21 protein-coding genes are annotated in these 23009 nt (G+C 64.2%); 6 read left to right on the top strand and 15 right to left on the bottom strand.

Annotation, left to right across the window (positions count from 1 at the left end):
• The first annotated feature begins 44 nt into the window (after window positions 1–44).
• Both AC3WJU_RS00560 and AC3WJU_RS00555 read left to right on the top strand, forming a co-directional pair.
• On the top strand, window positions 45–1373 hold the full coding sequence (locus tag AC3WJU_RS00560) for a nicotinate phosphoribosyltransferase (protein ID WP_284988398.1): 1329 nt from the start codon (window positions 45–47) through the stop codon (window positions 1371–1373).
• Window positions 1374–2000, top strand: coding sequence for an isochorismatase family protein (locus tag AC3WJU_RS00555; protein ID WP_059390254.1), 627 nt, complete (start codon window positions 1374–1376; stop codon window positions 1998–2000). It begins immediately after the preceding gene.
• 24 nt (window positions 2001–2024) lie between these two features.
• On the opposite strand, the gene AC3WJU_RS00550 is transcribed toward AC3WJU_RS00555, so the two are convergent.
• The 8 genes from AC3WJU_RS00550 to AC3WJU_RS00515 all read right to left on the bottom strand — a co-directional run bounded on the left by AC3WJU_RS00550 (window position 2025) and on the right by AC3WJU_RS00515 (window position 11608).
• On the bottom strand, window positions 2025–3803 hold the full coding sequence (locus AC3WJU_RS00550) for a DEAD/DEAH box helicase (protein WP_306960893.1): 1779 nt from the start codon (window positions 3801–3803) through the stop codon (window positions 2025–2027).
• 180 nt (window positions 3804–3983) lie between these two features.
• Complete coding sequence (locus AC3WJU_RS00545) at window positions 3984–4322, bottom strand: DUF3039 domain-containing protein (protein ID WP_059387622.1); 339 nt, start codon at window positions 4320–4322, stop codon at window positions 3984–3986.
• A 36-nt stretch (window positions 4323–4358) separates the two neighbouring features.
• Complete coding sequence (gene nagB, locus AC3WJU_RS00540; RefSeq protein ID WP_059387621.1) at window positions 4359–5141, bottom strand: glucosamine-6-phosphate deaminase; 783 nt, start codon at window positions 5139–5141, stop codon at window positions 4359–4361.
• A gap of 93 nt (window positions 5142–5234) precedes the next feature.
• Window positions 5235–6806 carry an ABC transporter permease family protein gene (locus tag AC3WJU_RS00535; RefSeq protein ID WP_441437140.1) on the bottom strand — a complete coding sequence of 524 codons (1572 nt, stop codon included), beginning with the start codon at window positions 6804–6806 and terminating at the stop codon, window positions 5235–5237.
• Window positions 6788–7579 carry an ABC transporter ATP-binding protein gene (locus tag AC3WJU_RS00530; protein ID WP_284988401.1) on the bottom strand — a complete coding sequence of 264 codons (792 nt, stop codon included), beginning with the start codon at window positions 7577–7579 and terminating at the stop codon, window positions 6788–6790. Before AC3WJU_RS00530 ends, AC3WJU_RS00535 begins: the two co-directional genes overlap by 19 nt.
• Window positions 7580–7676: 97 nt before the next feature.
• Complete coding sequence (locus AC3WJU_RS00525; protein WP_492258892.1) at window positions 7677–8780, bottom strand: NADH:flavin oxidoreductase/NADH oxidase; 1104 nt, start codon at window positions 8778–8780, stop codon at window positions 7677–7679.
• Entirely contained in the window at window positions 8780–9745 is a 966-nt protein-coding gene (locus tag AC3WJU_RS00520) for a tetratricopeptide repeat protein (RefSeq protein ID WP_284988403.1), read from the bottom strand. The genes AC3WJU_RS00525 and AC3WJU_RS00520 overlap by 1 nt, the downstream gene beginning before the upstream one ends.
• 36 nt (window positions 9746–9781) lie before the next feature.
• On the bottom strand, window positions 9782–11608 hold the full coding sequence (locus AC3WJU_RS00515) for a DUF8094 domain-containing protein (protein WP_492258891.1): 1827 nt from the start codon (window positions 11606–11608) through the stop codon (window positions 9782–9784).
• A gap of 299 nt (window positions 11609–11907) precedes the next feature.
• On the opposite strand from AC3WJU_RS00515, the gene AC3WJU_RS00510 reads away from it, so the two are divergent.
• Window positions 11908–13098 carry an AI-2E family transporter gene (locus AC3WJU_RS00510; protein ID WP_284988486.1) on the top strand — a complete coding sequence of 397 codons (1191 nt, stop codon included), beginning with the start codon at window positions 11908–11910 and terminating at the stop codon, window positions 13096–13098.
• Window positions 13099–13122: 24 nt separating this feature from the next.
• Here AC3WJU_RS00510 and AC3WJU_RS00505 read toward each other — a convergent pair whose 3' ends face one another.
• Window positions 13123–13917, bottom strand: a complete 795-nt coding sequence (locus AC3WJU_RS00505) for an alpha/beta hydrolase (RefSeq protein WP_492258890.1) — start codon at window positions 13915–13917, stop codon at window positions 13123–13125.
• Between the two features lie 18 nt (window positions 13918–13935).
• Window positions 13936–14268 carry an Rv1322 family protein gene (locus tag AC3WJU_RS00500; protein ID WP_284751215.1) on the bottom strand — a complete coding sequence of 111 codons (333 nt, stop codon included), beginning with the start codon at window positions 14266–14268 and terminating at the stop codon, window positions 13936–13938.
• Between the two features lie 69 nt (window positions 14269–14337).
• Here AC3WJU_RS00500 and nucS point away from each other — a divergent pair, with 69 nt between their 5' ends.
• The 3 genes from nucS (at window position 14338) to AC3WJU_RS00485 (ending at window position 16852) form a co-directional block, all read left to right on the top strand.
• Entirely contained in the window at window positions 14338–15033 is a 696-nt protein-coding gene (nucS, locus tag AC3WJU_RS00495) for an endonuclease NucS (protein ID WP_284988405.1), read from the top strand.
• Window positions 15034–15097: 64 nt separating this feature from the next.
• Window positions 15098–16345 (top strand): N-acetylglucosamine-6-phosphate deacetylase, encoded by a 1248-nt coding sequence (gene nagA / locus AC3WJU_RS00490; protein WP_492258889.1) that lies wholly within the window; start codon window positions 15098–15100, stop codon window positions 16343–16345.
• Between the two features lie 303 nt (window positions 16346–16648).
• Window positions 16649–16852: a cold-shock protein gene (locus tag AC3WJU_RS00485; protein ID WP_028264741.1), complete on the top strand. Its 204-nt coding sequence runs from the start codon at window positions 16649–16651 to the stop codon at window positions 16850–16852.
• A gap of 73 nt (window positions 16853–16925) precedes the next feature.
• On the opposite strand, the gene AC3WJU_RS00480 is transcribed toward AC3WJU_RS00485, so the two are convergent.
• From AC3WJU_RS00480 to atpD, 5 genes are all read right to left on the bottom strand, one after another.
• Window positions 16926–19418, bottom strand: a complete 2493-nt coding sequence (locus AC3WJU_RS00480) for a bifunctional lysylphosphatidylglycerol flippase/synthetase MprF (protein WP_492258941.1) — start codon at window positions 19416–19418, stop codon at window positions 16926–16928.
• Between the two features lie 68 nt (window positions 19419–19486).
• A complete protein-coding gene (locus AC3WJU_RS00475; protein ID WP_307054228.1) occupies window positions 19487–20758 on the bottom strand; it encodes an alpha/beta hydrolase in 1272 nt (423 codons plus the stop codon).
• A 5-nt stretch (window positions 20759–20763) separates the two neighbouring features.
• Window positions 20764–21195, bottom strand: a complete 432-nt coding sequence (locus tag AC3WJU_RS00470) for a DUF2550 domain-containing protein (RefSeq protein ID WP_059387617.1) — start codon at window positions 21193–21195, stop codon at window positions 20764–20766.
• A 10-nt stretch (window positions 21196–21205) separates the two neighbouring features.
• Window positions 21206–21490 carry a F0F1 ATP synthase subunit epsilon gene (locus AC3WJU_RS00465; RefSeq protein WP_059387616.1) on the bottom strand — a complete coding sequence of 95 codons (285 nt, stop codon included), beginning with the start codon at window positions 21488–21490 and terminating at the stop codon, window positions 21206–21208.
• 1 nt (window position 21491) lies between these two features.
• Entirely contained in the window at window positions 21492–22946 is a 1455-nt protein-coding gene (gene atpD / locus AC3WJU_RS00460; RefSeq protein ID WP_059387615.1) for a F0F1 ATP synthase subunit beta, read from the bottom strand.
• Between the last annotated feature and the right edge of the window lie 63 nt (window positions 22947–23009).

Here is a 23009-nt window from a genome sequence, read left to right as displayed (position 1 = left end):
GAGCGAAGCGAGACGTGGGAGGCGGTGGGGACTAGAGTGAATTCGTGAGTAGATCCGTCGCCTGGGACCACCCCCGCACGTCGTTGTATACCGATCACTACGAGCTGACAATGCTGGAAGCCGCCCTCCATTCGGGCGCGGCGCACCGGCGCTCGGTCTTCGAGGCCTTCGCCCGCCGCCTGCCCGACGGCCGCCGCTACGGCATCGTCGCCGGCACCGGCCGGCTGCTTGAGGGAATCAAGGACTTCCGTTTCGGCGATGCCGAGCTCGCGTTCCTCGATCAGCACAAAGTCGTTGACAGGCAAACACTGGACTTCCTCGCCGACTACAGGTTTTCCGGCGACATCTGGGGCTATCCGGAGGGCGAGGCCTACTTCCCCGGCTCGCCCATCCTGATCGTCGAATCAACGTTCGCGGAAGCCTGCATCCTGGAAACGTACATCTTGTCCGTGCTCAACCATGACACCGCGATTGCTTCTGCTGCTTCCCGGATGACCAGCGCGGCCGGCAACCGGCCTTGCATCGAGATGGGCTCCCGGCGCACCCAGGAGGAGTCCGCGACGGCGGCAGCCCGCGCTGCGGTCATCGCCGGTTTCGGCAGCACCTCCAACCTTGAAGCCGGACGCCGTTACGGCATCAAGACCGTGGGCACGGCCGCCCACTCGTTCACTCTCCTGCATGACACCGAGCGCGAGGCCTTCGAAGCCCAGATCGCCGCCTTCGGACCGGAAACCACGCTCCTGGTGGACACGTACGATGTCGAGGTCGGGGTACGGACCGCGGTGGAACTCGCGGGTGACAAACTCGGGGCCGTCCGGCTGGACTCCGGAGACCTCGTGGCCCAAGCCCAATGGGTCCGCGAGCTGCTGGACAACCTCGGCAACATCAACACCCGGATCGTCGTCACCTCGGATCTCGATGAATACGCGATCGCGGCCCTGCAATCGGCCCCGGTGGATGTGTACGGCGTGGGCACCTCGCTGGTCACAGGATCGGGAGCGCCCACCGCCAGCATGGTCTACAAGCTCGTCAGCCGGACCAACGATGCCGGAGAATTCGTTCCCGTGGCCAAGGTAGCCAAGAACAAGGCCAGCGTGGGCGGCCGCAAATACGCCCTGCGCAAGCTCAACGAACTCGGCATCGCAACCCAGGAGATCGTAGGCATCGGACACCGCCCGGAAGACGATGGCAACGACCGTCAGTTGCTCCAGCAATTCATCAAGAACGGTGAGCTGCTCCCGGGATGGACCGGACACGAGGGCGTAGTCCGGGCACAGGAACGCCACGCTGCCACCATGGCCGAATTGCCTCCGGTTGTGCGCAGGCTGCAGCGCGGTGAGCCGGCAATCCCCACCGTCTATGAGGAGGACTGAATGTCCCGTGCCCTGATTATCGTGGACGTCCAGAACGATTTCTGCGAAGGCGGCTCCCTCGCCGTGGAAGGTGGCGCCGCCACGGCGGCTGCTATCAGCGAATACCTGGACGCGAACCATCAGCACTTCGACCACGTCGTGGCTACGCAGGACTGGCACGTGGACCCGGGCAGCCATTTTTCGGAAACTCCGGACTTCGTGGACAGTTGGCCGCCGCATTGCCGCGCCGGGAGCAAGGGCGCGGAGCTCCACCCGGATCTCGACGCCGAATACGTCCAGGCTTACTTCCGCAAGGGACAGTACACGGCCGCCTACTCGGGATTCGAAGGAGTCCTGGCGCCCGAAGACGAAGTGCCCATGGGCGAACTCGCGCCCGGTGCAGTCCCCTCCGTCGAGCTGGATGAGGACGCCCTCGGGCTCGATGACTGGCTGCAGAGCCACGGAGTGGAAGAAGTCGTCGTGGTGGGAATCGCGACCGACTACTGCGTCAGGGCCACCGCGCTGGACGCCGTGCAGGCGGGCTACTCGGTGACGGTGATCGGTGAACTCACCGCCGGAATCGCGGAAGATCTTGACGAGACCTACGCGGAACTGGAAGAAAACGGCGTCGAGCTGGGGCAGCGCTAAGGGCAGGAGCCCTGCCAAGCAGTTCTACTTCCGTCCGATGAACCAATCCTGGAGCTTGCGCAGCCGCGACTGCAGTTGCTCCTCGTTCGCCTGCGCGACTGCCGGTCCGCCACACACTTCGCGCAACTTGTTGTGGACGACGCCGTGCGGGGTGCCGGTACGGGCCGACCAGGCCGCGACGTTTTTTGCGAGCTCATTGCGCAGGTCCATCAGCATGCGGTGGTCCGGAACCGCGGGTGACGCAGCGGCAGCCAACGGAGACTGGCGTTTCTTCCTCGACTGCTGGTCATGCTGCCGCTGCCGAAGCAACGTTCCCACTTGTTCGGCGTCGAGCAGCCCGGGGATCCCGAGGAAATCAAGTTCGTCCTCGGAGCCGATATCGGCTCCCGTACCGAATTCGCCGCCGTCGAACAGCACCCTGTCAAAGGATGCCTGCGAATCGAGGGCCTCGAATTTGCCCTTCTCCAGGGAGTCCGAGGCCTTCTCTTCGCGGTTGGCCTCAGCCATCAGGCTCTCTTCGGGGTTGAAGAGGCCGTCCGGATCTTCCTTCTCCGGCCGGTCCAGCGCGTGGTCCCGCTCGGCTTCCATGGAGTTGGCCAAGGCCATGAGGGGTGGCACGGAGGGCAGGAAGACCGACGCCGTTTCCCCGCGTTTGCGGGCACGGACGAAGCGGCCCACGGCCTGGGCGAAGAACAGCGGCGTGGAGGTGGACGTCGCGTAGACGCCGACCGAAAGCCTGGGGACGTCGACGCCTTCGGACACCATGCGGACGGCCACCATCCAGCGCTTGTCGCTGGCGGTGAACTCCTCGATCTTGTGCGAAGCCTTGGAATCATCGGACAGGATCACGGTGGGCGACTGACCCGTGATCTTCTTGAGCTGACCGGCGTAGGCGCGGGCGTCGTCGTGATCCGTGGCAATCACCAGACCGCCGGCGTCGGGCACGGTGCGCCGCACTTCACTGAGGCGCTTGTCAGCGGCAGCAAGCACGGCGGGGATCCATTCGCCGCTGGGGTTCAGCGCGGTCCGCCACGCCTGGGAGGTGATGTCCTTGGTCACGGCGGCCTCGCCGAGGGAAGCCGCCATTTCGTCTCCCCCGCTGGTGCGCCATCGCATCTGGCCCGAATACGCCATGAACAGCACGGGACGGACGACGTGGTCCCTCAAGGCATTGCCGTAACCGTAGGTGTAGTCCGCTTTCGAGCGGCGGATGCCGTCACGGTCTTCGGCGTATTCCACGAAGGGGATGGGTGAGGTGTCGGAACGGAAAGGCGTTCCTGTGAGGGCCAGGCGCCGCGCCGCTGGATCGAATGCTTCGCGCAATCCGTCGCCCCAGGACAACGCTTCGCCACCGTGGTGGATTTCGTCGAGGATGACCAGGGTGCGGGCTGCCTCGGTCTTGGCCCGGTGGAGCATGGGCTTGCTGGCCACCTGCGCATAGGTCACTGCGACGCCGACGAAGCCCCTGCCGTGCTGGCCGTCCGCATTCTTGAAGTTCGGATCGATGGCAATGCCCACCCTGGCGGCGGCGTCCGCCCACTGCCGTTTCAGGTGGTCGGTAGGGGCGACGATCGTCACGCGGTTCACGGTTCCGCTGTCAAGGAGCATGGACGCAATCCGCAGGGCGAAGGTGGTCTTACCCGCGCCCGGCGTTGCCACGGCGAGGAAATCGCGCGGGCTCGCGTTCAAGTACAGGTCCAGCGCTTCCTGCTGCCAGGCGCGCAGCTTCGGGGCGGTTCCCCAGGCTGCGCGTTCCGGATAGGCCGGAGGCAGCGCCGGGCCGCCGAAGAGTGTTTCAGTCACGCGGATTCCCCCCGACCAGCAACGATTCCAAGCAAGGCCGCTGCAGCCAGCGAAACCCAAATAACCACAAAAAACACCAATCTGTTCCGGATGCGCCGAATCACGCAGGGCAGCACACAGGCAGGGGAAAGCGTTCCCCCGCCTACTACCAGGAAATACCCGACTACTGGGGCTTACTCGCTACTTGGAGCCGCCCGAGCCGCCTTTGTCTCCGCCGTCGTTACCCGGGCGAAGTCCTTCATAGATTTCTTTGCACTCGGGGCAGACCGGGAACTTCTGCGGGTCCCGGCCAGGGGTCCACACTTTACCGCACAGCGCAATCACGGGTTCGCCCGTCAGGGCGGACTCCATGATCTTTTCCTTGCGGACATAGTGCGAGAAACGCTCCCGGTCACCGGGTTCCACTTCTTGGCGCAATTCCTCGCGCTCAATGGTTGCAGTGGAAGTTCCGGCTCCGGAAAGCTCGCGCATGGGATCGTTTTCGAATGGGTCCGGAGGCAGCGTCGTCATGCCATCCATCTTAGCCGCTGCAGCTTCGCGATCAGATGCACCGTGTCAGATGCTCTGCCATTTCGGCTTGTTGTCATAGGTGTGGCGATAGTAGTCGGCGAGCTTGAGCGAGGACGCCGCAGCCTCATCGATCAAGATGGTGGCGTGCTGGTGCATCTGCAGCACTGATGCCGCGCAAATGGCCGCAACCGGCCCCTCGACGAAGTCCCTGACGGCCTGGGCTTTCTGGGCACCCGTAGCGATCAGGACCACGTGCCGGGCATCCATGATGGTTCCCAAACCCTGCGTGACCACGTGGTGGGGAACATCGTCGATGCTCTTGAAGAACCGTGCGTTGTCCTTGCGGGTCTGCTCGATCAGCGTCTTGATCCGGGTCCGCGAAGCGAGCGATGAGCCGGGCTCGTTGAATCCAATATGGCCGTCGGTGCCCACGCCGAGGATCTGCAAGTCAACGCCGCCGAGTTCGCGCATGGAGTCCTCGTACGCTTGGCAGGCCGCGGGAAGGTCGGCCGCGGTACCGTCCGGGCTGTGGACGTTGGAGGGGTCGATGTTGACGCGGTCCGTGAATTCACGGCGGATGACTTCACGGTACGACTCCGGATGGCCAGGCTCGAGCCCCACGTATTCGTCAAGGGCGAAGGCGTGTGCCTGGCTGAAGTCGAGGCCCCTTTCCTGATGGCGGCGCGCCAATTCGTCGTAGACAGGGAGCGGAGAGGACCCTGTGGCCAGGCCCAGGACGGCATTCGGCTTTCGGAGGAGCAGCGCCTCGATGGCATCCGCGGCAAGCGCCCCGATCTGCTTGCTTCCCGGAAGGATGACAACTTCCATCGTCCACGACCTTTCTAGCTGTGTTTCCCGGATCGACTGGTTCAAACTCGAGGTTATCCCATGTCCCATAACTTGTCATTGTCGTTCATGGAATCAACGGTTGACGCTCAATTGCGCGAAGAGCTCCGGCCCGCGCCGGTCAAGCCATCGGCCGCCGATCCGGACACCCGCAACGAACAATGCCGCTCCGAGAACCGTACCAATTGCCAGATTGATCCATCCCCACAGTGGATCGCCCGTGACCGACTGGACAATCACCAGGACAAGCTCCGGAAGGACGAGGAGGAACAAGACTGCCATTCCCCCGAACTGGACCGCCAGTGTCTGGGCAACGTTTCCCGGCGGCTTCTTGAACGGGCTGTCACCGGGCAACGGCACGGTGGACGTGTACCGTGCCGACACGATGGAGGCCAGGCCCAGTCCGGTGAACAGCACACCGAGGGAAAGACCCAGGACACCGGGCAACCAGCCCCAGTCGCCGGTCAGGAAAAAGGGCCCGACGGCGAAGATCAACACCACCGGGAGGGCGAATGCCAGGCAGGCCAAGGCCCGGCCGAGCCGGTCGTGAATGCCGCGGACCCCGGTGGCCAGATGCAAGGCAAAGGCGGTGTTGTCGTAGGAGACATCCGCGGAAATAGACCATGCGAGGACAAAGGCGGCCATGGGTCCCAGAATCACCAGCATGGAGTAGCTTCCGGACTGCGCTGACTGGAACAGGAAAATCACGGGCAACAACGGGACCACCATCAGCGAAGCTGCGTAGCGCGGATCGCGGACCCAGTAGCTGAGGGAGCGTGCGGCAATGGCACCGGTGGGAGTTGCCGGCAGCAGTCCGAACAAGCCAAGTTTGCCGCCGCGTTTCCTTGATCCACCCGAATATGGCGGAGTGACCAGCGCCCGCTTGAGCAACGCATTCCAGGCGGCAAACAACACGAGGAGAGTGGCGAGGCCGATCAATGCCTTCGAGCCGGCGGCGGCAATATCTCCGGACGCCAGATCCCCGCCAAGCGACCAGGAAGCTCCGAGTGGAGTCCAGGAGACCGTCCGGGCAAGTTCCGGGAGATAGCCCGTGGAACCGGATACTCCCCTGAAGACGCCGGCTACGATCGGTCCCATCAGCACGAGTGGAACAAAGACCACAATGCTGCTCACGTCTTTGAAACGGCGGGAGGCCGCGAGGCTTGCAGTCGCCGTCGTGATGACTTTCGACAGGACCACGCAGCTCAGCACGCCCAGCACGGCACCCAGCAGGGCGCCGAGCGCCGCCGGCACGCTGCGCCACCATGTGGCCGCAGTGAACAAGGCCACAATCGTCGTGGACAAGCCCGGCAATCCGATGAATCCGGCGAGGGTAAGCCCGGCCAGCAGCTGGCGCATGGGAATCGCCGACGTCGTGAAGCGGGAAGGGTCAAGCGTCATGTCGGCGGCCGAGGCCATCAGGGGAACGATTGCCCAGGCAAGGATCGCGGCGGCGCCACCGAGGACGACGGCGGTGTGGGCCGTCTCGGCGTCGGCCCACCGCAGGGCGACGAGCGTCACCACGAGGGTCGCGACGACCCCCAGCGCATAGAGCCCTCCGATCGCGATTCCCACAAGCTGGCCGGGGCTGCGCCGAAAGCCGTTCAGCAGGAGCCGCCACTTCAGGCTCAGAAGGTGCGCAACCATTCCAGGCCCCCCGTCTGGTTTCCGCCGCCCACGAGCTGCACAAAGCGGTCCTCGAGCGTGGCGCCATCGCGGACCTCGTCGACGGTACCGGCGGCGAGGACCCTGCCGGCAGCCACGACGGCTACGTGGTCGCACATGCGCTGCACAAGGTCCATGACGTGGCTCGAGACGATGACCGTCCCTCCCGAGGCCACATAGTTGTCAAGAATTCCCCTGATATTGGCTGCCGAGACGGGATCCACGGACTCAAAGGGCTCGTCCAGCACCAGCAGCCTGGGCGCATGGATGAGCGCCGACGCGAGGGCAATCTTCTTCGTCATGCCGGCGGAGTAGTCCACCACGAGGGTGCCGGCGTCGGCGCTGAGATCCAGGGCGGCCATCAACTCTCCCACCCTTTGGGCAACGACGTCCCTGTCCATGCCGCGGAGCAAGCCGGCGTAGGTAACAAGCTGCTCACCCGTCAAGCGGTCGAAGAGGCGGACGCCGTCGGGCAGTATCCCCATCAGCTTCTTGGCTTCGAGCGGCTTCGTCCACACATCCACGCCGTGGATGTAGGCCGTCCCGAAATCCGGCCGCAAGAGGCCGGTGGCCATGGACAACGTGGTGGTCTTGCCCGCCCCATTGGGACCAACGACGCCGTAGAAGGAGCCGGCCGGGACGTCCAGGCTGATGCCGTCGACGGCGATTTTGCCGCCGAAGCGTTTCGCCAGTCCGCGCAGGGCCAAGGCGGGCACCGGGGATGTGGGAGGGGAACCGGGAAGCTGGACAGTCATGCAGTCAGCCTAGCCCCGGGGGCCGTGCCAGGGGTCGTCCCGGAGGGGGAACTACGGGGCGCCTTTACGGATCCGCCTCATCCCAAAGGACTAGCTCCTAGAAGCTGTGCCGTGGAACCGCGCGCTGATACTGCGGCGCCCAATCCAAGGGGAAGCCGAGTTCAAATGCCGCGCGGAGCCACCAGTGCGGATCGCGGAGGGCTGCCCGTGCCATGAATACACCGTCGGCTTGGCCCGTAGCTACAGTGTGTTCGGCCTGTCCTGAGGATGTCAGGAATCCGACGGCTCCGGTGGGAACTCCCGCTTCGCGCCGGATCTGTTCGGAGAATCCCGTCTGGTATCCCGGGCCGGCCTTGATCCGCTGGTGGGCCACCGCACCCCCGCTGGAGACGTCCACCAAGTCCACGCCGCGCTCGGCCGCGGCCCTCGCGAGACGCACCGAGGCGTCAATGTCGATGCCGCCCTCGGCCCAATCACTGGCGGAAATCCGCAGCAGCAACGGCATCGAATCCGGAATGACCGCACGGACGGCGTCAACGACCTCAAGCATCAAGCGGTTTCGTGCCGCCTCGCTGCCTCCCCAGGAATCCTCGCGCTTATTGATGAGCGGGCTTTGGAATTGGTGCAGGAGGTAGCCATGCGCGCCGTGGATCTCCACCGTGTCGAACCCGGCGTCCACAGCCCGTCCGGCCGCCGCGGCGAAATCCGAAATCACGGCGTGGATGTCCGCCTCGCTCATGGCGCGAGGAGCTGCAAGCCCGGCGAAGGCCTCGACTCCGGGGCCGCGGGTAACCCACCCGCCGTCGGACTCCGCTACGGATCCGCTCTCTTCCGCGAAAGGCCAATAGGTGGAAGCCTTGCGGCCGGCGTGCGCCAGTTGGACGCCGATCTTGCCGCCCACCGCACTGTTGCGGTGGACGAAGTCCACAATCCGCTCCCAGGCGTCCGCTTGCTCGTCCGTGTACAGTCCGGCGTCCCGCGGGCTGATCCGCCCCTCCGGGCTGACGGCCGACGCCTCGGTGAGGATGAGCGCCGCGCCGCCCGTGGCAAACGCTCCAAGATGCACCAGGTGCCAATCGTTCGGCACGCCGCCCCCGCCGTCGGGCGAGCAGCTGTATTGGCACATCGGGGAAACCCAGCCGCGATGCGGCAACGTCAAGGAGCGCAATTGAAGCGGACTGAACAACGCCGGCTGCGTCATTAGAAGAGGACCCGCGCCAGACCTTGCCGGGCCTTGGCAACGCGTTGGTCCGCAATACCGACGACGTCGAACAGCTCCAGCAGGCGCACACGAGCCGTCTCGCGCTCGGGCCCGAAGTTGCGGCCAATGAATGCGATGATGCGGTTGAACGCGTCCTCGATGTGTCCGCCCGAGATGTCGAGGTCGGCCACCGTGAGCTGTACTTCGATATCGTCCGGCTCCTCCGCCGCACGCTGACGCATGGCTTCGGCATCCGTTGCCGTCAGGAGCTCAATCCTGCCCATGAGTTCCACCTGGGCAAGTCCGGCCTTCGCCTCGGCGTCAGCCGGTTTCTCGGCCAGCGCCTGGCGGTAGGCACTGGCGGCGGCGGCGTAATCCCCCGCTTCAATGGCGTCGAAGGCTGCCTGGTGCAGCGGCGGCAAAGGAGGGGCCTCCGCAGCAGCGGGGCCAGCGCCGATGCTGCCCGTTACGCCGTTGGCTTCGGCCACCTTGAGGAGTTCATCGATGAGGGCACGGATTTCCTGGTCCGACGCGGGCCCCTCGAAGAGCGGCACGGGCTGGCCCTTCAGGACCGCGACGGCGGTGGGGACAGCCTGGACCTGAAATGCCTGCGCAAGCTGCGGGAACGCGTCCACGTCCGCCGCGGCCAGCACCACTTTGCCGGCGTAGCTTTCGACGACGCCTTCGAGGCTATGAAGGAGGGTCGAGGCCTCCAAGGAGCGATTGGACCACAAGAGGAAAAGGACGGGAATCTGCGCGGAGAGCTGGACGAGGTCCTGGAAATTGGCCTCGGTGGCATCTACGCGAAGGGGCTGGCCGCTTCCCGGGCTTCCGCCGGAGGCAGCCGGGGCACCGCTCGGTGCCGCCGGCGCAGGGCGCCGCAATGCAGAGAGGTCGACGGCGCCGCGCAGGTTGAGCTGGCTGGCAGCGGCTGGAGAGACGGGACGGGATCCTGGCGAACTCATACCGTCCACTCTAGCCGCTGCGCCGACAGCATTTGCCTACTGGAAGCTGGCTCCCACCAGGCCGCGGACCGCGGCGACGAGCTTCATGGGAGCGGTCGAGCCTGCCGGCGGAATGTAAACGGCTACCGACTCCGAGAAGGTCTGCACAAGGCCGACTTTCGTCGAATCCCCGCCCGCGAGCACTGCCGCGGCTTTGTCCACGGTCAGCGTGTCTCCATCCGACTTGGGTTTGCTGGTGAAATCGAAGTTCAGCTTTCCCACCACCACGGCGCCGCCGTCGGAGGTGCGGAACACTGCCGTATCCGTCGGAGAGGGCGTGTGCGTGAAGGTGAAATTGCCGTTGGTACCGGACTTGACCGTGCTCGCCTGGTAGTCAAGGACATCGGCTATGTAGGGCGAGTTGGTGCCTTCCACGAGCTTGTCCTTGAATGCCGAATCGGCCTTGGTCAAGCGATCGCCCAGGGCTGCCATCGCCTCGGTCCCGCTGTACTGCAGCCCGGACTTGTCTCCGGCCGCCAACTGCGCGGTTCCGCCCAAGGGGATCGCCGGGAAGGACGTTCCCGGCTGAAGCGGGGAAGTGCTCTTCAGCTTGTAGTTCTCCCGCGGCGAGGCCTGCACGAGGGTCAGGACCTGGGGAACCACGTTGCCATCGCCCTGGGTCAGGGCGATCACAGTGCGGGGCCAGGTTCGCTGGTTGGAGATGACGCTGCCCAGCAACTTGCTGGACCGGACGGGCATCCGCGCCTCGTGAGTAGCAACCTGGGACCGTATTTTATAGTTCTGCGTGCGCACCTGCAGTTCCGCGCCGTCAACCCTGGGAGCAAGTTTGGAGGCATCGCGTGCGGCATCTCCGGCCGCCACGGCGCCGGCGACCTGGTCCAGGACGCGCTTGAGCTGCGCGTCCACCAAGACGGGGACGTTCTGCGCTCCGGCGGTCCCCGCGGGGCTCGCCGTCGCGGATCCGGAGCCCGGCGCCGCGGATCCGGAGGGAGAAGGAGTCTCGGCCGCTTGGGCACCTGCCGCGGTGCCACCGACGAGGGCCGTCACAACAGCTGCGGCTACAAGCCAAATACGAAGTGCGGGACCCGCGGCTGTGCCTTTGTTGGTGTCCTGGGCAGGTCCGTCCCCGGCAGGTGTGTCCTCGCCCAGGGGGTCCTTGTCGGTTTCATCGGCGGTGCCTTTGCTGGCGGTCTCCGGGGAGTTTCCGGTGGTTACGCCGCCCCGCGGACCGTTGGGGCGGCCGCCCCGGCCCTTGGTGAACTTGCTGACGAACGGCAACGCCGCACCCGCGACAATGAGGATCGCGCCAATGACGATGAGCGGTACGGCCCACGGCATGGTGGCATCATTGGCGAATGTAATGGAGACCGACGACGGCGCCGGCTTGGTTCCGTCGCTCGCCAGAAGGAGGGACCAGTTGCCGCTCGCGGGAGGGGTGAAGGTGTACTCCAGCTGTCCGTCGGCGTTCTCCGTTTGGACCCACAAGTCCGATCCGGCAGGAGAGGGGGCGTTTGCTTCGCCGTCGGTGCCTGCAAGCTGGAGGGACTTGCCGTCCTCGGAGACGCCGTTGATGGTGTTGTGGGCGGTCTTGCCGACCCACGCATCGACGTCATCCGGACGTCCCACAGCCAACACGAACTTGCCGTCGCCCTTGACGCTGATCTGTCTCGGACCGCCCTTGTGGGTCAACACGTCTTGGGTGATCACCGTCAGCGGAGCGGCTTTGGAGTCGCCAGGGGCGGACGCGGTTACGGTCTCGGCCGGGGCCCAAAAGGTCAGCTGGCCAATGCCGGCCAACAGTGTCAGCAGGCCAAGCAGCACCAGCGAAACTGCAGTCTTCAATCGCACAGGAATACCAATCATCAGCGGTCGTTGAACTTCAAGGGTAACGGTTTTGTTACCAAGGAGTCAGTTCGGGGTCCTCCCAGAGGGCTTCCCGCCGGAGGGCTTACCCTCTAGAATTCGGCAATTCCGGCCTGCTGATAGTGTGGCGAACAACATGACATCGGGCACCCCTCGAGCCTGACCGCGGAACGAAAAGGCAGCTGAAACACGTGAAAGAGCGCAAGGATCCCACACCCGCCGAACAAGGGCCCGGCAGCAGCCCGGGTGGCTTGGATGATGGGTCTGCCCAAGACGGCAGGGATCACGGCGAGGGCCTGATGGCGTCCTTCGTGCGCCGCCTCCGCCAGCCCATTCCCGGCGCCCAACCGCGGGTCCGTTTCGAAATGCCTCCCGAACTTGAGCACGATGCAACCGCCGAACCCGCCTTGGATGAATCCGACGGCCCGCGCTTCGGTTCCCCCGGCCCGAGAATGTCCGCGCAACACCCGCTGTATGTCGGCTTCATGGGCACGGCCGGCGTCGGCGTCGCCCTCATGCTGTACTACATCGGCACCAACACCGCCCAACTGCTGTTGTGGATCGTGACGGCCTTGTTCATTGCCTTGGGACTTGACCCTGTGGTCCGCGGGCTCGAAGAGCGCAAGGTGCCGCGCCCGGCCGGCGTCGTCATCGCCGTCGGGGTCCTCGTTGCCGGAGTGGCGGCGTTTTTCGCCACCCTGATCCCCACCATCGTGGAACAGGTCTCACAGATCGTCCGGCAGGCTCCGGACTGGATCCGGGGCTTCGTGGATTCGGATTTCTTCCGCTCCCTGGACAGCCAATTCGGCGTCCGCGACAAGATCAGCCAGGAACTCGACAAGTTCGTCAAGAACCCGGACGCCATGGGCGGTATCTTCGGCGGCGTCGTCGGCTTCGGATCCACGGTGGCCAACGGGGTCTTCGGGACGCTGATCGTCCTGGTCCTCAGCCTCTACTTCCTCGGTGCCCTGCCTGCCATGAAGAGATGGGGATACAGGCTCGCACCACGGTCGCGCAGGCCCCGGGTGGAAGCGCTATCCGAAGAAATCACGCGCTCGGTGGGCAACTACGTGATCGGCCAGGTCTGTGTTGCCTTGCTCAACGCGCTGTTTGCGTTCATCGTCATGAGCATCCTGGGCATTCCGTTCAGCGTCCTGTTGGCGTTCGTGGTTGCCCTGCTTGCCTTCATCCCCTTGGTAGGCGGGCTGATTGCCGCTGTGGTGGTCATCCTGGTAGCTTTGACCGCCGGCTGGCAGACCGCCGTGATCTACGCCATCTGCTACTTCGCCTATCTGCAGTTCGAGGCCTACTTCATCTCTCCGCGCATCATGCAGAAGGCAGTTGCCGTCCCGGGTGCTGTCGCCGTGATCTCGGTGATCGCGGGCGGCAGCCTGCTGGGCGTGCTCGGTGCATTGATCGCCATCCCGACGGCCGCAGCCATCATGCTGCTGATCAAGGAAGTCTTCATCGTCCGCCAGGACCGCCACTGAGCGGTGGCTGTTAAACCGTAGCCATTAGGCCGTGGCCACTGGGCCTGCCCACTGGCGAGGCAAGCCATGGGGACCCGCACCGGCTTCCGTCACGTCGTCCACAATCTCGTCCAAAACCCGGGCAGCGTACTTCTCGCCGACCCACAAGTGCTTGGCGCCGTCGATCCCCACCACCCGGGCCTGGGGCACCAAACTGAATCGTTCCGCGGCCTCGGCGGGCTGAAGATAGTCGTCGTGTTCCGGAACCAGGACCGTCAGCGGCTTTCCCGAAGCAGCCCATTCCTTCAAATGCACGTCCGTTGCACGGTGCAGCGGCGGAGACAGCAGGACGGCGCCCTCCACTTGGGAAGCCACCGGTTCCACCGCACCGTACATCAAGGCCAGCTCGGTGCCGAAGGACCAGCCCACCAACCAGCGGTTCGGAAGCCCGCGCACCACAGCGAAGCGAACAGCAGCCTCGACGTCGTACCGCTCGCCGATGCCCTCGTCGAAGTGCCCCTGGCTGGTACCCCGGGGCGAATGCGTTCCCCGCGTGTTGAAGCGCAGAACCGCGACGCCGGCCAGCGCCGGAAGCCGATAGGACGCCTTCCGGTAAACGTGCGAATCCATGAATCCGCCGTGCGTTGGCAGGGGGTGCAGCGCAATAAGGGTCGCCGAGATCTCGCCGGATTCCGGCAGCGCCAGCTCACCCACAAGCAACTTGCCGTCTTCGGTGCGGAATTCCACGTTTTCGCGGTGCGCCGGCAAAACGGTGGATGCCCTGATGTCCGTGGCAGACTCCGGCTGGCTGAAAACGAGGGAAGCGGGATCGAAACTCATGCTTCCAAGCTTAAGCGCTCAGCGGTATCTGTAGGTCCGGCCGGTCCAGCAGTTGTTGTGCCAGTGGCGGCGCTCCGCCAGCCCTGCGGCGTCGCCGAAGAGGTGCGTCTCGGACCACACCACCAGGTGGGCGATGCCAGGCATGATGGCCATCGAACAGCCGGGACATATATACGTCTTCTCGGCATTGCGTGCGGTCATGGTCCGGACCATCCAGTCGCCGTCGGGGGCGCTTTCCCTGCGGGCAATGCCCGAGCGGGCACGTTCCAGGTCCAGTTCCGGCGACTCGCCTGTCCGTTTCCAGCTTGCCTTGGCTGATTCGGTGCGTCGGGGGCGGTTGGAGCGGGGCATGACTCCATTCTGCCCCAGTCGCTAGTTGCGCGGGGCAGGGGATGCGGCAGAGGAAGTAAAGTGGAGCGGGTGCGACTCGTCATAGCCCGTTGTTCCGTAGATTACGTTGGCCGCCTCAAGGCCCACCTCCCCCTTGCCACCCGGCTTTTGCTCGTCAAATCCGATGGTTCGGTGCTGGTCCACTCCGACGGCGGCTCCTACAAGCCGCTGAACTGGATGAGCCCGCCCGCAACCCTCCGGGTGACGACGCCGGAAGAGACCGAGGTGGAAGAAGGCGTGGTGGAGCAGTGGACCGTGCAGTCGGCCAAGACCGATGACCGGCTCATCATCAACATCTACGAGCAACTCCATGACACGTCCCACGACCTCGGAACGGACCCCGGGCTCATCAAGGACGGCGTCGAGGCCGACCTTCAGCGACTGCTCGCCGAGCAGATCGAAACACTTGGTGCCGGCTATTCGCTCATCCGGCGCGAGTACTTCACTGCCATCGGTCCGGTGGACATCCTCGCCCGCGACGGCGACGGCAGGACGGTCGCCGTCGAACTCAAACGGCGCGGCGACATCGACGGCGTCGAGCAGCTCACGCGGTACCTCGAACTTCTCAATCGCGATCCGCTGCTGGCCCCGGTGCGGGGCATTTTCGCCGCCCAGCAGATCAAGCCGCAGGCGAAGGTCCTTGCCAACGACCGCGGAATCGACTGCGTCACCCTGGACTATGACGCGATGCGGGGCGTGGACGACAGCGAGTCCCGTTTGTTCTAGCGGTCCCGGCCTTCATCCCGGTTAAACCGGGCCAGGCGCGGTCCCCGGCAACTAGAATCAAAACATGACTGTCCCAGACCGGCCTGTATCTTCTTCTGCGCCTGCGCGCCACCTGATCACCGGAACCATCGTCAGCGACGGTGCGGTGATCGAAGATGGCCTGGTGGCGGTGGAAGACGACCGCATCGCCTTCGCCGGGCCGGCCGCCGAATTCCACGAAGCAGCCTTCGAGGGGTTCGAGGAAACTCCCCGGACCGATTTCCCCGCTGAACGGTATATCGTTCCCGGGTTCGTGGATGTGCACTGCCATGGCGGCAATGGAGGCGACTTCCCCGGGGCTGATGAATCGTCGGCGCGCAAGGCCATCGATTTCCTGCACCGCTCCGGAACCACCACGCTCCTCGCCAGCATGGTCACGGCGCCCCGGGAGGACCTGCTCCGCGGCATCGAGCTTTTCGTGCGCCTGGCCGATGAAGGACTCGTAGCGGGAATCCACCTTGAGGGGCCCTTCCTCTCGCACGCGCGATGCGGTGCCCAGAACCCTGCTTATTTGCTGGAACCGGACCTGGACCTCATGACGGAGCTCGTTGAAGCCGCTGCAGGCAAGCTCGCAACCATGACCTATGCCCCAGAGCTTCCGGGCGCCGCGGCACTCGTGGACCTGATGACGTTCCACGGAGTAACGCCGTCCCTTGGCCACACGGATTGCGACGACGCGACGGCGGCAGCCTCCCTCACTGCGGCGCGCGAGGGCCTGGAATCCGCCGGTTTCGACGGCGTCAGCTCTCTGCCCACCGTCACGCACTTGTTCAACGGCATGCCTCCCATGCACCACCGCTCCCCCGGCCCCGTGGCCGCCTCCCTTCGCACGGCCCAGGAAGGCAAGGCCGTGGTGGAACTGATTGCGGACGGCACGCACCTGGACCCAAGCACGGTCGCAACCGTCTTTCAGCTGGTAGGCGCAGCAAACGTTGTCCTCGTGACTGATTCGATGGCGGCGGCGGGACTCTCCGACGGAAACTACATGCTTGGCCCCTCCCCCGTGACCGTGACGGACGGCGTCGCTACCTTGGATGCCACGGGATCCATCGCGGGTGGCACCGCCACCATGCTCGACGTCGTCAGGCGCACGGTTGCGGCCGGCGTCGGGCTCGCCGACGCGGTTGCCTCGGCGACGGCGGTTCCCGCCGCGGTCCTGGGGCTCTCCGATGAACTTGGCGGCCTTCGCAGGGGCTTGCGGGCCGATCTCGTCGTCGTGGACAAGGAGCTTCAACTCGCTGGCGTATTGCGCAATGGTGATTGGCTCGCCTAGGCCGAATTTGCGTGCTCCTTATGGCGGATCCCGTGGCTGGCGCGCTTTCTTCCGTTACCTTCTTTTTACTTAAAATTTGTCGGAATTCCCCAGCAGACCGTTGACCTCCAGTATCGGCCATGAAAGTGTTGTAGCAGTCTTTGTGTAGGTGTGATTCATGCTCGCAAGACGTGTTGCGAGCGTGAAGCTCCTGCGAAGCCAACCAGGCCTTGCTTGGACGGAATACCAGGTCTTCTCGCGGAGTAACCAAGGCCGGCACGCGGTGTGCCGGACTTAATAGTTCCACAATGAGGAGAAACAAAAATGGCACTGGGCACCGTCAAGTGGTTCAACGCTGAAAAGGGCTTCGGCTTCATTACCCCGGACGACGCTGAAGGCGACGTCTTTGTCCACTACTCCGAGATCCAGACCGGCGGATTCCGCACCCTCGACGAGAACCAGCGTGTTCAGTTCGAGATCGGTCAGGGCGCAAAGGGCCCGCAGGCCACCGGCGTAACCGCCGTCTAGTTTGACTGCTTGAATTCTGCTTGGCAGGTTCAGGGAAGGGGTTCCGCACAGGCTGCGGGACCCCTTTTCCTTTTCAGGCGACCAGGGTGCGGAGAAGCCTGGCAGTTTGGCGAACGGATAGCCCCGGCAAATATGCGCGGCTTAGCGCGGCGCCGATCGCGGGAATCTCCAGGCTGTCCTGATAGTACATATACAAAGTCCTGTACTCCGGCTGGAACCTCGATTTGAAGCGGGCCAATGAGCGGAATCCGTAAACAGGTTCCAGGGTCCTGCCCACGAGGTCGAGAATGCCCGCCAGGCCGGCTTCCCCGCTGGAGAATTCCTCGGTCTCGCCGGCAAGAGGAGAGCCCGACAAAGAAATGACCTCCACTCCCTGCCGCAACTCGTGCACTGCCGAGGCAATCATGAATTCCATGAGGCCAGGAAAGGCATCGCTTCGCCGACGCATGAAATCCAAGGTCCAGCTGATCACCCGCCCGTCACGAAACACCGGCAGCCAACTGGTGACCCCATAGACAAACCCTTTGCGGTCGACGGCGATGCAGCACAGCACTTCATCGTCCATCAGCTCGTCGAGGGAACCCAAGGTAAAGCCCATTTCGGGTACCTTTTTCCTGGCGGCCCACTCTTCCGACACTTCGCCGAGTTGGGAGCGTACGTGTTGCGGAAACTCCGAATAGCGCCCCCACCGGGCTTCAACGCCGGCCTTTAGCGCGCGGTTCTTTGCTGTACGGACGTTTTGCCACGCTTTGCCCGTGAACTCAAGGTCACGGATGGAGAGCCGGGTTTCCTGGGCGACCGCAATTCGGCGAAATCCCGCGGATTGCAGCATCGGCCACAATTCCTCGGTGCAGGAATAGAGGCACGGCACCAATGCATGGTGCGCACAGTAGTCCAGGAACCCCTCGGTCGCGGCAGGGGCTTGTGCGGGATCACCGAACGGTCCGGCAAGGGTCAGTGCCACGTTTCCGTGCTGCTGGTAGGCAATTCCAGCGTCCATTCCGGGAGTGAACCAGAACTTGTTCGGCTCCCATAGCGCCATCCACGAAAGCGACTCCCCGCCGCGTTTGACCAAAGCCTTGGCCGCCAGGCGGGCCGGATCGTCGCCGCCGGGCCCGTGCTGCCGTTTCAGGAGCAGCGTCCACACCGCTGCCATGGCCACGAGCCAGAAGATGATCCCGGACCACGCGAACAATATCGACTCGGCGGCGCTACGTTCCGCGAACACTCGACCGAAGGCCGTGGGTATGGGCAAGGGAAGATACTGCCGGGCGAGTTCCGCAATGAGGCCGAGGATGCCGCCGTCGTGCGCCATACCGCCCGAGCCGAGCCAGGCCCCGGTGTAGCCACTCGCCAAGATGAGCCACGTACCGCCAACCAGCCACGCCATTTTCCGGCGGAGCGGCGCCCTGGAGCCCACCACAAAGTTGCCCCGGAAAAGGAAGAGCAGGACCGCCAGGATAAGGGGAACCATGGCGAGGGTCAGAATGTGGAACACCGCGGAGCCCATAACTACCGTACGGCCCCGCCCTGGAAAATGCGGAATGCTGGCAAACAGCACCAGATAGGCAAAGGACAAAGCCACCACACCGAGTTGCACGGCGATGGCGATTTTCAATGCCAAACGCCTTCCTTGGCGCATGCCCACCGCGCAGATCAGGAGAAGCAACGCGGGCACCACCGCGAGGGCCACGCCGGCGGGCCCGGGATAGCCCTGGCGTCCAAGCTCAAGGCAGCTGATGTCCACGGTTCCACCGCAGTTCGCCTGTAACTGGTTGAGCGTCGGGACCGGGTTCAGGACCATTTCGCGGAGCAACGCGAGCGGCCCCGCGGGGCTCCTCACCGCGCCCGCCACCAAGGGCCCGACGCCGAAAATCGCCACCATGAGGGACAACAGGTTTCGGGTTTCACGCCTGGTCGCCCGGTGGCTCGGTTGAATCCCGTGGTCGAGCTGGAGCCACAGGCCCGCCCCCAGTCCGAGCACGGCTCCGGCCAGGGCCATGACGGCTGAGGGGTCGCCGACGTACAGGACCAAGAGGAGCGCCAAGGACACAGCGGTCGCCCTCAGGCGCCTGCGCCACAGGGTCGGGAGAAGGCCGCTGGCCGCCATCGAGACGAAGAGGGTTGCCGGAAGCGGCCCGGAAGTCCTGGCGTCCATCATCCGCCCCAGCCAGCCGTCGTCGGCGTAGGCTGCCAACTGGACCACCAACAGAAAAGCGGTGACCGTGGCAAACTGTCCGCCAAAGAAGCCCGCCGCCGTGCGGAACCACCCCAGCTTGCGCTCTGCAGTGCCCAACAGCACGACAAACAACAACGAGCTCATCACGTAATCGAGGGGGTTGGCTGCAAAGAACATCGACGTCCAGATGGACCACCAGTCCCCCGACTTCAATCCTCCGCCGCTCACGCTTGAAAGGTGCCGCAAGACGTCGGGACCGTACCCGAGATCTGAGTCGAAGATCGCGGGAGTGAGAAGGTACAGGGCGAGCACAATCACGGTGAACGGGATTGCCCCGATGTGGGCAGCCACGTTGCCCAGGATGGCCCGGGCAAGCGTTGCCACCATCTTCCGGGCGGGTTTGCCTTCTTCGGGATCAGTCGCCTGGTCCTTGGATAACCGGGCTTCCTGGGTGCTCACTGGACGAGTCCCCAGCGAGGGGCCAGGAATTCCATGGCGGAAGGAAGCTCTTGCACGGCGACCGCCCACGAATGGCCGGCTCCGGAAACTGAAGCGTGCCGGATGTCGAAGCCGGAGGTGCGGGCGGCCGCCGCAAGCTCGGTGGCGTAGCCGACGAATTCGCCGTCCGAGGCCCCGACGGCGAAGAAGCCCGCAAGCCCGTCGTAGCTTCGCTGTTTCATCAGGTTCAACGGTGTCAGGGCGTCGAAGGCCGTAGAGTCGCCGCCAAATGCGGTCTGGATGGTCCGCCGGCGGTCCGGGCCAAGTGAAGGCTCCCGCTCTCCCGAGAACGCGATGAACGAAGGATAGATTTCGGGATGCAGCGTAGTCATCTGCACGGCACACGTTGCGCCGAAGGAGAACCCGCCGACCGTCCACTTCCTTGGGTCGGCCGAAACCTCGAGCGTCGAATTGATCCAACGCGGAACATCGATCGCTAGGTAGGTATCCGCACGTGCGATCCGGCTATCCATGCACATCGTGTTTGCGGTATCGGAACCGTTGGGATCGACCACCACGACGACGGGCGCCACGCCTCCGTGCCGGGCGGCGAAAGTATTCATGGCCGGTTCAAGGAGACCGCCGGTCAGCCAGTCGGCGGGACGTCCGGGTTGGCCGGCAAAGAGCACGAGCACCGGTAGTTGGCTGCGGTCAGCGGATTGGTAGGCCGGCGGCAGGTAGATGAAAGCATCCTGGGCCGTGAATCCGGATTCGATTCCGGGGATCGACGCCCTGCGGACAAGTCCCCCCTCAGGCAGCGACACCGGGAGGGTTCGGGAAGAACCCCTTTTGAACCCCTCCTCAAGCTGTGGGATCCGTCCAACATTGTGGCCGAAGAGATCAGCCGCCGTGTGGTTAAGCCCGAAGTAGCTGTTGATCTGAAACGCGGAGAGGAGCAGGACCGCGAAGAACGAGAACCCTGCGGCGCTCCTGCCGCGCCACGAGGAACCCGGAAGCCGAAAAAGGAAGAGGGCCAGCGCGGAAAAGGCAACCGTCGACCAAGCGAGGACATCGAAGGGGAGATCCTCCGGGAAGACGGTGAGGACGTTGACGAGCAGCCAATGAATGACCGCAACAACTCCACTTGCGGCGATAAGCGACACAACAATGGAAAGCAGCCAGCGCCGGTCCCATCGCAGGAGAAGGAATGCGCTCCCGGCAATTCCAGCGCCAAAGATGGTCCAATAGAAGGGACCATCAACAAGGCTCAGGTTGTACAGGAATTCCACTGTCCTCAGCGCCAGGTGCCGACGCCCACCACGGGGCCGGCCTCCAGCCAGGATGACAACCCGGCGTAGGCATCAAATCTCATTGCCAGCATGAACCGCTGGCCTTCGTGCTGGAGTTCGACGACCACGACGTCGGGCTGCAGCCTCGTCAGTTCTTCCTCCGTTGGCTTCCGGCGGCCCAAGAGTTCCAGGGAGCTGCGGCGGAAGCTGTGTCTTGGACGGAAGCTAAGGGAAAGCAGGCGGAACCACTCAAGCTCCGAGTCCTGATAACGACAAACCCCCATCCGCCAGCTGTTTCCAGCCGTGCAAATGGAGGCGTCGACCGTGCCCAGGGCGCGCCGCAGATTGAAGCGGCGCACCCCGACGAGGCACAGTGTAAAGATCAGCAACGCAAACGCCGTTGCCAAGGCGATGAACGGAATAGCAGAATCGTCCATCAAGGTCTTGCTATCGGATCCCCGCAGTAGCTGAATCGCCCAACTGGGCGTTGTCAGCGACGATCACCACGCGGTTGTTGTCGACGGAGAAGAACCCGCCGTCCACAACTACTGCAAGGCGGTCTCCGGTAACCGGCTCGATGGCCAGCTCGCCCGCGGCCAGAATGGCGAGGAGCGGCGAGTGGCCCGGCAGGATCCCGATTTCACCATCGCTGGTACGGGCCTTGACCATCTTGGCCGCACCGGACCACACGAAGTGGTCCGCTGCGACAATCTCAACCTCGAGCTCAGCCATACTACTTGGTCTGTTCCTGGATCTTGGCCCACTGGCGCTCGACGTCATCCAGGCCGCCGACGTTGAAGAACGCCTGCTCTGCGATGTGGTCCAGCTCGCCGTCGCAAATCGCCGTGAAGCCTTCGACAGTGTCCTTGATGGACACGGTGGAGCCTTCGACGCCGGTGAACTGCTTGGCGGTGTAGGTGTTCTGGGACAGGAACTGCTGGATGCGGCGTGCACGCGACACGACGATCTTGTCTTCTTCGGACAGTTCGTCGACGCCGAGGATGGCGATGATGTCCTGGAGTTCCTTGTTCTTCTGCAGGATCTGCTTCACACGGACAGCCGTGTTGTAGTGGTCCTTGCCGATGTACTGCGGGTCCAGGATGCGGGAAGTCGACGTCAGCGGGTCAACGGCCGGGTACAGACCACGGGAGGCGATTTCACGGGAAAGTTCCGTGGTCGCGTCGAGGTGTGCGAAGGTCGTTGCCGGAGCCGGGTCGGTGTAGTCATCAGCCGGCACGTAGATAGCCTGCATCGACGTGATCGAGTGGCCCTTCGTCGAGGTGATGCGCTCCTGCAGGAGTCCCATCTCGTCAGCGAGGTTCGGCTGGTAACCAACTGCGGACGGCATGCGGCCGAGCAGGGTGGAGACCTCGGAACCGGCCTGCGTGAAGCGGAAGATGTTGTCGATGAAGAGCAGCACGTCCTGGTTCTGCACATCGCGGAAGTACTCCGCCATAGTGAGCGCAGACAATGCCACACGCAAACGCGTTCCCGGCGGTTCGTCCATCTGGCCGAATACAAGGGCAGTGTCCTTGAGGACGCCTGCCTCTTCCATTTCAACCCAGAGGTCGTTTCCTTCACGGGTACGCTCGCCAACGCCGGCGAATACCGAAGTACCACCGAAGTTGCGGGCCACACGGGTGATCATTTCCTGGATCAGAACGGTCTTGCCGACACCGGCGCCACCGAACAGACCGATCTTTCCACCCTTGATGTACGGGGTGAGAAGGTCGATGACCTTGATGCCGGTCTCGAGCATCTCCGTGGAGCCCTCGAGGGACGCGAAGGCCGGGGCCTTGCGGTGGATCGGCCAGTAAGCGTCCGCGTTGATCTCGGACTCGTCAACGTCCAGCGGCTTGCCGAGAACGTTGAAGATGTGGCCCTTGACGCCGTCGCCGACAGGCACGGAGATCGGGGAGCCGGAGTCCTGCACGGAGGTGCCGCGGACGAGTCCGTCGGTGGCCTGCAGGGAGATGGCACGGACGAGGTTGTCACCCAGGTGCTGGGAGGTCTCGAACGTGATGGTCTTGGTCTCACCGTTGAGGGTTACCTCGGTGGTGAGTGCGTTGTAGATCGACGGGATTGCGTCAGCCGGAAATTCGACGTCGACAACCGGGCCGATGACGCGGGCAATGCGGCCGGTGGCGCCGGCCGTTGCGGCTGCGTGCTCGGTAGCGGTGGCAGTCATCTCTCTCACTTCACTCAGTAGATGGCGTGGGGTTAAGTTTATCTATTTGGTGCAGGTGCAGCT

The sequence above is a fragment of the Arthrobacter sp. FW306-1B-F12A genome, assembly GCF_058781865.1.
This window is presented reverse-complemented; position numbering and strand designations above follow the sequence as displayed.

Bases quoted from the DNA above. Each gene is read 5' to 3' on its own strand.
- AC3WJU_RS00545 (WP_059387622.1), bottom strand. From the start codon at position 4,322: ATGGATGGCATGACGACGCTGCCTCCGGACCCATTCGAAAACGATCCC.
- AC3WJU_RS00485 (WP_028264741.1), top strand. From the start codon at position 16,649: ATGGCACTGGGCACCGTCAAGTGGTTCAACGCTGAAAAGGGCTTCGGC.
- AC3WJU_RS00515 (WP_492258891.1), bottom strand. From the start codon at position 11,608: ATGATTGGTATTCCTGTGCGATTGAAGACTGCAGTTTCGCTGGTGCTG.
- nagB (WP_059387621.1), bottom strand. From the start codon at position 5,141: ATGGAAGTTGTCATCCTTCCGGGAAGCAAGCAGATCGGGGCGCTTGCC.
- AC3WJU_RS00555 (WP_059390254.1), top strand. From the start codon at position 1,374: ATGTCCCGTGCCCTGATTATCGTGGACGTCCAGAACGATTTCTGCGAA.
- AC3WJU_RS00530 (WP_284988401.1), bottom strand. From the start codon at position 7,579: ATGACTGTCCAGCTTCCCGGTTCCCCTCCCACATCCCCGGTGCCCGCC.
- AC3WJU_RS00525 (WP_492258892.1), bottom strand. From the start codon at position 8,780: ATGACGCAGCCGGCGTTGTTCAGTCCGCTTCAATTGCGCTCCTTGACG.
- AC3WJU_RS00520 (WP_284988403.1), bottom strand. From the start codon at position 9,745: ATGAGTTCGCCAGGATCCCGTCCCGTCTCTCCAGCCGCTGCCAGCCAG.
- AC3WJU_RS00480 (WP_492258941.1), bottom strand. From the start codon at position 19,418: ATGGTGGCAACGCTTGCCCGGGCCATCCTGGGCAACGTGGCTGCCCAC.
- AC3WJU_RS00535 (WP_441437140.1), bottom strand. From the start codon at position 6,806: ATGGTTGCGCACCTTCTGAGCCTGAAGTGGCGGCTCCTGCTGAACGGC.
- atpD (WP_059387615.1), bottom strand. From the start codon at position 22,946: ATGACTGCCACCGCTACCGAGCACGCAGCCGCAACGGCCGGCGCCACC.
- AC3WJU_RS00470 (WP_059387617.1), bottom strand. From the start codon at position 21,195: ATGGACGATTCTGCTATTCCGTTCATCGCCTTGGCAACGGCGTTTGCG.
- AC3WJU_RS00510 (WP_284988486.1), top strand. From the start codon at position 11,908: ATGGCGTCCTTCGTGCGCCGCCTCCGCCAGCCCATTCCCGGCGCCCAA.
- AC3WJU_RS00500 (WP_284751215.1), bottom strand. From the start codon at position 14,268: ATGCCCCGCTCCAACCGCCCCCGACGCACCGAATCAGCCAAGGCAAGC.
- AC3WJU_RS00465 (WP_059387616.1), bottom strand. From the start codon at position 21,490: ATGGCTGAGCTCGAGGTTGAGATTGTCGCAGCGGACCACTTCGTGTGG.
- nagA (WP_492258889.1), top strand. From the start codon at position 15,098: ATGACTGTCCCAGACCGGCCTGTATCTTCTTCTGCGCCTGCGCGCCAC.
- AC3WJU_RS00505 (WP_492258890.1), bottom strand. From the start codon at position 13,917: ATGAGTTTCGATCCCGCTTCCCTCGTTTTCAGCCAGCCGGAGTCTGCC.